The 9175-nt window shown below is 70.1% G+C and carries 10 protein-coding genes and 1 pseudogene; 6 read left to right on the forward strand and 5 right to left on the reverse strand.

The features are described 5' to 3' along the window. The 4 genes from ABR571_RS17300 to ABR571_RS17315 all read left to right on the forward strand — a co-directional run. Positions 1 to 141 (forward strand): hydroxyisourate hydrolase (locus tag ABR571_RS17300; protein WP_409454462.1); only part of this gene is annotated, 141 nt, incomplete at its 5' end. Positions 142 to 210: 69 nt separating this feature from the next. Beyond that, positions 211 to 798, forward strand: a complete 588-nt coding sequence (locus tag ABR571_RS17305; protein ID WP_409454453.1) for a PadR family transcriptional regulator — start codon at positions 211 to 213, stop codon at positions 796 to 798. After that, a complete protein-coding gene (locus tag ABR571_RS17310) occupies positions 791 to 1522 on the forward strand; it encodes an ABC transporter ATP-binding protein (RefSeq protein ID WP_409454454.1) in 732 nt (243 codons plus the stop codon). Before ABR571_RS17305 ends, ABR571_RS17310 begins: the two co-directional genes overlap by 8 nt. Positions 1523 to 1565: 43 nt before the next feature. Continuing rightward, a complete protein-coding gene (locus ABR571_RS17315; RefSeq protein ID WP_409454455.1) occupies positions 1566 to 4001 on the forward strand; it encodes an ABC transporter permease in 2436 nt (811 codons plus the stop codon). A 329-nt stretch (positions 4002 to 4330) separates the two neighbouring features. Here ABR571_RS17315 and ABR571_RS17320 read toward each other — a convergent pair. Further along, positions 4331 to 4687: pseudogene (locus ABR571_RS17320) on the reverse strand (class I SAM-dependent methyltransferase); the annotation flags it as partial. Positions 4688 to 4741: 54 nt separating this feature from the next. After that, a complete protein-coding gene (gene wrbA, locus ABR571_RS17325; RefSeq protein ID WP_409454456.1) occupies positions 4742 to 5365 on the reverse strand; it encodes an NAD(P)H:quinone oxidoreductase in 624 nt (207 codons plus the stop codon). A gap of 84 nt (positions 5366 to 5449) precedes the next feature. Between wrbA and ABR571_RS17330 the strand changes: the two genes are divergently transcribed. Further along, positions 5450 to 6100, forward strand: a complete 651-nt coding sequence (locus tag ABR571_RS17330) for a TetR/AcrR family transcriptional regulator (protein WP_409454457.1) — start codon at positions 5450 to 5452, stop codon at positions 6098 to 6100. Here the strand turns inward: ABR571_RS17330 and ABR571_RS17335 are convergent. Continuing rightward, entirely contained in the window at positions 6057 to 6548 is a 492-nt protein-coding gene (locus tag ABR571_RS17335; RefSeq protein WP_409454458.1) for an Lrp/AsnC family transcriptional regulator, read from the reverse strand. The two genes, ABR571_RS17330 and ABR571_RS17335, sit on opposite strands and share 44 nt — an antisense overlap. A 107-nt stretch (positions 6549 to 6655) precedes the next feature. Between ABR571_RS17335 and ABR571_RS17340 the strand changes: the two genes are divergently transcribed. After that, positions 6656 to 7852 carry an MFS transporter gene (locus ABR571_RS17340; RefSeq protein WP_409454459.1) on the forward strand — a complete coding sequence of 399 codons (1197 nt, stop codon included), beginning with the start codon at positions 6656 to 6658 and terminating at the stop codon, positions 7850 to 7852. Here ABR571_RS17340 and ABR571_RS17345 read toward each other — a convergent pair. Continuing rightward, positions 7809 to 8687, reverse strand: a complete 879-nt coding sequence (locus ABR571_RS17345; protein ID WP_409454460.1) for an arylamine N-acetyltransferase family protein — start codon at positions 8685 to 8687, stop codon at positions 7809 to 7811. The two genes, ABR571_RS17340 and ABR571_RS17345, sit on opposite strands and share 44 nt — an antisense overlap. 5 nt (positions 8688 to 8692) lie before the next feature. After that, a partial coding sequence (locus ABR571_RS17350) for a hypothetical protein (protein WP_409454461.1) occupies positions 8693 to 9175 on the reverse strand: 483 nt, incomplete at its 5' end.

Here is a 9175-nt window from a genome sequence, read left to right on the forward strand (position 1 = left end):
GGTGCGTACTTCGCCCGCACCGGTGTCTCCGGCTTCTATCCCGAAGTGACGATCACCTTCGAGATCGTCGACTCCGGCGCGCATCACCACGTTCCGCTCCTGCTCAGCCCGTTCGCCTTCTCGACGTACCGGGGGAGCTGATCGGGCGCGTTGACAGGCGGCAACTCTGCTCGGTAACATACTGAGTATGCTACTGCGACGGAACCAGTCATGAGTGTCCGGCACGCGCTGCTCGCGCTGCTGAGCGACGGACCGAAGTACGGCCTCCAGTTGCGACAGGAGTTCGAAAGCCGGACCGGCGAGGTGTGGCCGCTGAACGTGGGCCAGGTCTACACGACGTTGCAGCGCCTCGAGCGAGACGGTCTCGTGCAGTCCGAGGATGCCGACGAGGACGGCCCCCAGAAGGGCTTCCGGATCACGCAGGGCGGCAAGACCGAGCTGGACGCCTGGCTGCAGACGCCGCCTGATCTCAGCTCGCCCCCGCGCGACGAACTCGTCGTCAAGGTTCTCGTCGCCCGCCAGGTCCCCGGCGTCGACGTGCACGGCCTGATCCAGCGGCACCGCCGCTACCTGGTGGAGCTGATGCAGCAGTGGACGCGGCTCAAGGAAAGCGATGCCGGAACCGATCTGTCCTTCGGGCTTGCTGTCGACGCCGAGCTCTACCGCCTCGATTCCGTTGTGCGCTGGCTCGATGCGGCCGACGGCCGGATCAAGCGGGCGTCGCTCGACCCTCCGCAGGCGGCGGAGCTGCCGCTGCCCCGCGCCCGTCGCCGCGTCGAGGTGCGCAGCCATGACTGACGCGCTCGAGATCAGCCACATCTCGAAGACCTACGGTCAGGATGCAGCACAGGTGCACGCCCTGCGCGACGTGAGCCTGGCCGTGGGGGCAGGGTCACTCGTCGCCATCATGGGCGCGAGCGGTTCGGGCAAGAGCACACTGCTCACGATCGCCGGCGGTCTGGAGGCACCGGACGCCGGTGAGGTGCGGATCGCCGGTGTGCGGCTGTCCGATCAGTCATCCGAGGCGCGGGCCCGGCTGCGTCGGCGCACCGTCGGGTACGTCTTCCAGGACTACAACCTGCTCGCCGGGCTCACCGCCGCCGAGAACGTCGCCTTGCCCCTCGAGCTGGACGGCATCCCTGCCCGCCGCGCCCGCGTCATGGCTCTGGCCAGCCTCGACCAGCTGGGCCTGGGTGCGCGGGCCGAGAACTTTTCCGACCAGCTGTCCGGCGGCGAGCGTCAGCGGGTCGCCATTGCTCGTGCGGTGATCGGTGATCGCCGCGTGTTGCTGGCTGACGAGCCGTCCGGGGCCCTCGACTCGGCGAGCAGCGAAGGAGTGATGCGCTTACTGCTGGCGGCGTGCAGGCGGGGAGTAGCCGCGGTGATGGTCACCCACGACGCGCAGCTCGCTTCCTGGGCCGACCGTGTCGTGTTCCTGCGCGACGGCCGGATCGTCGACCAGACATCGTCACCTTCCGGGCCGGAGTCGCTCCTCCAGCTGCAACCCGAGCGCCGCCGATGAGCGAGCGACGCTTGCGAGCGAGCTTTAGGCATTGCGTCTCTGCATGCCCGAACGGAGTGAGGGAATGAGCGTCGCGGGGGCGGTCGGCAGCGCGCAGGTCACAGGTGGCGGCCTCGCCGCCCGGCGGGCCGTGCTGCGATGGTCGGTTCGCCTGTTCCGCCGGGAGTGGCGTCAGCAGATCATGGTCCTGGTGCTCATCACCGTCGCCGTCGCGGCCACCGTGCTGGGCGCGGCTGTCGCCGTCAACAGTCAGCCGCCGGAGAACGCCGGCTTCGGCACCGGCAATCACCTCGCGATGGTCAGTGGTACGGCGGGGCGGGTGGACGCGGAGATCGCCGGCGTCCGCCGGTCGGTTGGCGCCGTCGACGTCATCGAGAACCAACCACTGGTCACCGGCTTCGCCCAGGCCGCGCAGCTGCGGGCCCAGGAGCCCGCCGGCCCCTTCGGGCGGCCGATGCTGGCGCTGGTCAGCGGCCGCTATCCACGAGCCACCAACGAGCTGGCCGTCGCGACCGATCTCGGCAAGCTACTGCACCTGTCGATCGGTAGCCGCTGGACGAACGGGAGCCGTCGTTATCTGGTTGTCGGGACGGTCGAGAATCCGCAGAACCTGCTCGACGACTTCGCCCTCGTGCCGCCGGGCACCTTGACCGGCTCTGTGCAGGCGACCGTGCTGTTCGACGCCTCGGCCGCGACTCTGGCAGCACATCCACTCCCGGCCGGAATCCGGGCGGTGACGCCGATCCACTCGCGTGGCCTGGCACCCGAGATCATCGTGCTGGCGGTCAGCCTGGTCGGCCTGATCTTCGTCGGTCTCGTCGCCGTCGCTGGTTTCACCGTGCTCGCCCAGCGGCGGATGCCGGCGTTGGGGCTGCTGCACGCCCTCGGCGCCACCGAGCGCAACGTGGGCCTCGTCATGATCGGCAACGGACTGGTCGTCGGCGCTGTGGGCGCGCTCATGGGTGCGGCGATCGGCCTCGGCGCGTGGGCGGTCTATGTCCCACACCTCTCGACCCGTGCCCACCACCGCATCGCGTTCGGCGACCTACCATGGGCACTGGTCGCCGCCGCCATGGTGCTGTCCGTCCTGACCGCCACGCTTGCCGCCCGGTGGCCGGCCCGCAGCGCAGCCCGGATGCCTGTGGTGGCCGCACTGTCGGCGCGCCCGGTGACCCCGCGTGCGCTGCATCGTTCGGCGCTGCCCGGGACTGTTGCGCTCGTGCTCTCGGTCGTGCTGCTCGCGTTCTCCGGCGGTTGGGGCGCCGGTAACGGCCGGGCGCTGATCATGCAGTTGACCGGACTGCTCGGCGCGGCCGCGGGGTTGCTGTTGCTCGCGCCGGTCGGCGTCGCCGCGCTCGGCCGCGTCGCGCGCCGAGCGCCCTTCGCCGGCCGGATCGCCTGGCGCGACGCCGCCCGTTATCGAGCCCGATCGGGCGCCGCGCTCGCCGCGACCAGCTTCGCCGTGTTCATCGCCGTGCTGGTGACTCTGCTGACCACCGGCCGCTACGCCGATCCGGTCGACTACTTCGGGCCGAACCTGCCGGCCGACGCGCTGCTCATCCATGCCGGAGGCGGCGCCGCAGGTACTCACGCGGCGGGAGCGATCGCGACGGACCTGCACGCGACGAGCGTGTTGCCGCTGACCGACACAGACGCCGCGCTGACCCGACGGACCGCCGACGGATCGTTCCGCGGCGGTCCGGGCGACATCTACGTCGCGACTCCGGCGCTGCTCAAGCACTACGGCATCGACCCCGCGTCGGTCCGAGCCGATTCCGTGCTGCTCACCTCGCGGCCCGGCCTCGCCGACCAATCCGGTCTCGCGCTGCTCTACGGAACTCCCAACCCGAAGCGGCCCGACCCGCAGATCGCCGTCGACCCGAGGGTCCAGACGATGTCGGGGCTGCCGACTGGAACCGATGAGCCCAATCTCGTGGTCACCGCGGCCGCTGCCGCCCGCCTCGGATTGAGTCTGCGACCGAGCGGCTGGCTCGTGCAGCTGCCGACCGGTCTGACCGCGGGGCAGCTCAACTCGGCGCGGGTGCGAGCCGCCGCCGCCGGTCTGACGATCACGACCAAGACCGACGCGCCGAGTTTGACCGAGGTACGCACCTACGCGTGCGCCGCCGGCGTCCTGGTGGCGCTCGGCGTCCTTGTCCTCACCGTCGGGCTGGTGCGCGCGGAGTCGGCCCGCCACGACCAGGCGCTCAGTGCCCTGGGGGCCGGACGCCGGACACGCCGGGCGATCAGCGCCTGGACGGCCGGCTCGCTGGCTGTCCTCGCCGCCGGTTCCGGGACCGCGGTTGCTTATGTGGCGACGGTCGCGTTCTTCCGCAACCAGCTCAGCGAGCGGATGAGCAACCCGCCGGTGCTCGACCTGCTCGCCGTGCTGATCGGTCTCCCGGTGGCCGCGGCCCTCGGCGGATGGATCTTCAGTGGCCGCCGGGTCAAGCTCGTGCCGCGACCCGTCATCGGATGAGCTCCTCGCCCGCCCGTCACGGCTTCCGGGCGCGGATCGCCAGCATGATCGGAACCGGCGCCGCCTTCGTCGAGTCGCTCCGGGACGAGACCGGCATCCAGCAAGGCGTGCATCAGGTCGGGAAGCGGCCAGTGTGACGCGCCGACCTTGTCGCGCAGGCCTTGGTCGGTCCAGGACGCGGTCGTCCACGCGTTGTCGAGGTAGCCGGGCCGAATGACAACGGCGTCCGGATCGGAGCGGTCGGCGAATCCGCCGCAGAAGCAAGGGTGGACGCCCACGTGCACGAACACGCCGCCCGGACGGAGCACCCTAGCGATCTCGGTGAGGACCGTCGGGTAGTGCGGCATGTCGGTGTGTGCCATCACGGTGATCGCCGCCGGAAGCGTCGCCGACGCGAAGGGCAGGTGTTCGGCGTCGGCCTGCACGACCGCCATCCGCGGCTGTGCGTAGCGCAACATGCTGCCCGACAGATCCACGCCAAGGGGAGTCCGGCCCAGCTCTCGCACCAGAGCGGCCCATTCGCCGGTGCCGCAGCCGATCTCGAGGCAGGGACCGGAGCCGGTCTCCAGCAATGTGCGCAACGCCCGGTCGATGCCGAGCGGATGCTCGGACGAACCGCGCGACTGAGCCAGGAAGACGTGTTCGTACCAGTCCGCGATCTCGTCGTAACCGGCGGTCGGCCCCACCCCGTGATCCTAGAACCGGTCAGGCGTCGGTCCGCTCCTGATCGAGGTCAGACATCACGCGGCATCCAGGGGAACCGCCCGCGCTTCGTTGACGGCCGAGCCGAACCGGACCAGCCGGCGACCCTGGTAGGCCGCGGCGGCGAGCGCCTCGTCGCCCGGCGAGCCGCTGCCCGAAGCGTGCGCGGTGCCGTACGGGTTGCCTCCGGCGGGCGCGATGGTGGGGTCGGTGTAACCAGGGGGAACGATGATGGTTCCCCAGTGGCACATCGTGTTGTACAGGGCCATGAGGGTCGTCTCGTTGCCGCCGTGTGCATTGATCGCGGACGTGAACGCGGTGGCCGCCTTGTTCGACAGCTTGCCCTGCGCCCACAGCGGACCCGTCATGTCGATGAACTGCTTGAGCTGACTGGCGATGTTGCCGAAGCGCGTCGGCGTCCCGAAGGCGTACGCGTCGGCCCATTGGAGGTCATCGAGGCCGGCGACCGGCACGTCCTTGGTTGCTTCGACGTGCCGGCGCCAGGCAGGGTTCGCGTCGATCGCGCCGTCGGGCGCGAGTTCGGGCACCCGCAAGAGGCGTACCTCGGCGCCCTCCTTCTCGGCTCCTTCCGCGAGTGCCTGCGCGAGCGCGTGCACGTTGCCGGTTGCGGAGTAATAGACGACTGCCACCTTCAGGGCCATTCCTGCTCCTCTCAACTACACTGTATGTGTAGGACAGTTACTACACGCAGCGTGTAATTCCCTGTTCGAGAGGTTGTCAAACCGATGTCCGAACCTGGCAACGCACGTAGCCGTCGCACGCGCGCCGCGCTGCTCGACGCGACCCGAGCGCTGGTCGAGCGCGAAGGCGTGTCCTCGGCGACGATGGGTGCGGTTGCGGACCGCGCGGGGGTCACGCGACGGTCCGTCTACCTGCACTTCAAGACGCGCTCAGAACTCATCGGTGCGCTGTTCGACCATGTGGCCGAGACCGAGGGCCTTCAACAGTCGCTGGACCAGGTGTGGGCGGCCCCAACGGCGGCGGATGCCCTAGCGCGGTGGGGGGCTCACCTGGCCCGCTACCACTCGCGTGTGTTGCCCGTGGACCGGGCCTTCGCCCAGACGGCACCCGCCGACGCCGACGCTGCGGCCCATCGACGCCGGGTCCGGGCGGCGAATCTGGCCAGCTGCACCCGACTGGCCCGGCGACTCAGTGACGAAGGTGTGCTGGCCGATGACTGGAACGTGGGGGCGGCCGCGGACATGCTCTACGCCCTGACGAACAGCGACCTCGTCGAGGCGCTGCTCGTCGACCGGCGGTGGACGCAGCGTCTCTTCAGCGAGCGCATCGCCGCGCTGTTGCAGGCTACGTTCATCGGTGCCGACGACGGTGTCACTTCGTCCAACCCTCGGACAGCGATACCGGGCGGTCGGTGATCGCCTCGGGAACCACCGGCCGTCCCTCGAAGGGCGTGGACAACACGACGTGGGTGTTCAACTCCGCGTGCTCGCCGAGGCGTTCCACCAGCCCCTCGAAGTGAGCCATGGACGCCGCGCGCACTTTGAGCATCGTGCACGACGTTCCGGACAGCCGGTGGATCTCGACTATCTCGGGGAAGTCCTCGGCCCGGGTGGTCTTCAGCAGGCAGCGGCCCAGCACACAGCGCATCTGGATGAAGGCCGTGAACGGCAGTCCGGCGCGGGCCGGGTCGACGCGCGCCTGGTATCCGGCGATGACCTTCTGGTCCTCCAGCCGGCGCACCCGATCGGCCACCGCCGGCGGTGACAGTTGGACGCGGCGCGCGAGCTCGTTGTACGACAATCGCCCGTCGCCCTGGAGCTCGCTGAGGATGCGCCAGTCCGTCTGATCGAGTGGTCGTTCCATACGCAAAGCGTACGGCCGCGATCGCTTTGCGCCCGCAAACCGTGGAAGGCCAATCCAGTCGTCGCGGCCATTCATCCGGGCGGTTCGCCTGCCTAACGTGCTCAGGCATGACGAAGCTTGCGCTGGGCGGGGGCGCCGCCCTGATGAACGCAACGATGGCCGTGTCGAGCGCGACCGCGACGTTGGTCGTGGGGGATCGCCTCGATGTCGCCTGGGCCGCGCTGCCGGCCACCGCCGGCATCCTCGGCACCGGACTCGGTTCGGTCTTCGTTGCCGCGCGAATCGCGCGCGGCGGCTACCGGCGGGGTCTGCGCGCCGGATACCTCGTCGCCGTCCTGGGCAGCGCCCTGTGTGTCGCCGCCACCTGTCAGGACCGCAGTGCCGAGATGGTCGTGCTCGGCCTGGCGGCCGGACTGTTCCTGCTCGGGATGGGCAATGCCGCGGCGCAGCTCTCGCGCTACGTCGCCGCCGAACTGCAAACACCGGCTCGGCGCGCGGCGGCAATCTCCTTCGTGGTCTGGATCGCGACGACAGGCGCCGTCGGCGGTCCGCTGCTGCTCGACCCGAGCGGCCGGGGAGCCTCGACGTGCGGACTGCCCTTCGACTGCGGCCCGTTCGTGCTCGCCGGCGGGTGTGTCGTGCTGGCGCTGGTCTCGACCCTGGCGGTGCCCGGCGGTCGGCGGGCTGCGGATGTGACCGAGGCGGCGCACCGTCCGTTCGATCGCCCGTCGGCCCGGCAGGCCCTCCTGGTGATGGCGGCGGCCCAAGTGATCATGGTCGCCGTCATGACGGCCACACCCATGAACATGTTGCTGCACGGGTCGGCAACATCCGCGATCGGCGCGGTGTTGAGCGCGCACACCTTCGGCATGTTCGCGTTCTCGCCTCTGACCGGGTTCGTGGTGAGCCGATTCGGGGCGTACCGGGTGATCCGCGTGGGCCTGGTCGTCCTCGTGGTCAGTTCTGCTGCCACCACGTTCTCCAGCGGTGCCGGCCAGGCGGTTTCGCTGTTCCTGCTCGGCTACGGCTGGAACCTGTGCTTCATTGCCGGCAGCACCCTGGTCGCCGGCGACCTCGACGTCACCGACCGGCTGGCCGTCGAGGGACGCGTCGATGCCACGGTCTGGGCCTTCGCCGCCGGCGCCGGATTGCTGTCGACGATCCTGCTGTCGCTGGGCGGGGCCGGGCTGATCGCCGGCTTCGCCGCCCTCGTCGCCGTCGCCCCGTACGCCGCCTCGAAAGCGGGCTCGACCGAGTCGGTCAACGACGCGACCGTCCGGACTCCCATGCTCGGTGAGCGCTGAGCAGCGCGTGCCACAGCCGGTCACGCGACTCGGGCGGGGTTGCGTCGAAGCGAAGGTCGAACCGGTCGGCCAGCGCCTCGAACCACTCCGATCGGCGGGTGATCGGCTCGGCGGTGAAAGCATTGGCACCGATGCGCGCGAGCACCACGCCGCGGATCACATCGACGCCGGTCGCATCGCGACGCTCGGCCATCGGCACCTGCACGAACCCGGAGTCCGGTGAGGTCGACAGCCACTCGTGCTTCGCGGCGAAGTCGCCCGGCTGGGCCGGCCCGGTCGTCCACGCCATGGTCCGGAACCCCCCGGCGGGATCGTGGATGAGCTGCCAGCTCTCGTCATCCGCACGTTCGAGCCTCAGCTCGAACGGTTCCTGGAGGTAGGTGCCGGCCACGAGCGGCAGCGGCTCGTGCAGCGCGTCCCCCAGCCCGTTGTCGACGTACCAGACGGCCGACGGATTGTCGTCCGACGGCAGGTCGCGGACGGTGAGCACGAGGTGATTGCCCATCGCGTCCGGGCTGGGTTCAGCGCCCTGCACCCCGCCGACGTGCCCGTGCACGGCGTAGCCGAGGGAGCGCAGCAGCAGCCCGAGCGCACCGTTGAGGTGGTAGCAGTACCCGCCCCGACCGTCGAAGGCGATCCGCTGCGCGGCCATCACCGGGTTGATCGACCACCGCTCGCCGGCTGGTATCCAGAACGTCTCGTACGGCACCCGCTCCGCGTGGCGTTGCACGATCACCCGTAAGGCCTCGGCCGACGGCGGTCCGGCCTCGACGCCGAGCCGCGCCAGGTAGGCCGCTCGAACGGTGGGATCGAGGTCGTGTGAGGACTCGAACATGGCAATCACCAGTCAGCCGGGTGGATGAATCGAGCCGCCGGTTGGCCGAGCCACTGCGTAACGCGCACCGCGAGATCCATGTCGGCGAGGCGCGCAGTGCGCAGGTTCGTCAACCGGTTCGACGTGCAGTCGAGCTCCGCGGCCAGCCGCGCCCACGTCATGTGCCGCTGCCGGCGCTCGTCATCGAGCACGGCATGGACCTGGCTCAGGTCCCAGCGCAGCCGCCGATCAGGTCCGGCCTCGGGCAGGCGGACGTCCCCTACGTCGACGACCGCACCGGTCAGGAAATCCTCCGGCGCGCGATTGATCCACCGCAGGATGATCAGGGCGTACTGGCACGACATCGAGCCGCGCCTGGCGGTCCGGACGAGGGCGCCGGGGCACAGGGAATGATCGCCGCGCTGCGCGTTCAGCTCCGACGACTGCTGCCACAGTTCCTCGGCCAGCTCCGTCCATCCCAGCTCATGCTGCTCGCGTTGGTCGTCCAG

The sequence above is a fragment of the Jatrophihabitans sp. genome, assembly GCF_046262535.1.
Classification (GTDB): Bacteria; Actinomycetota; Actinomycetes; order Mycobacteriales; family Jatrophihabitantaceae; genus Jatrophihabitans.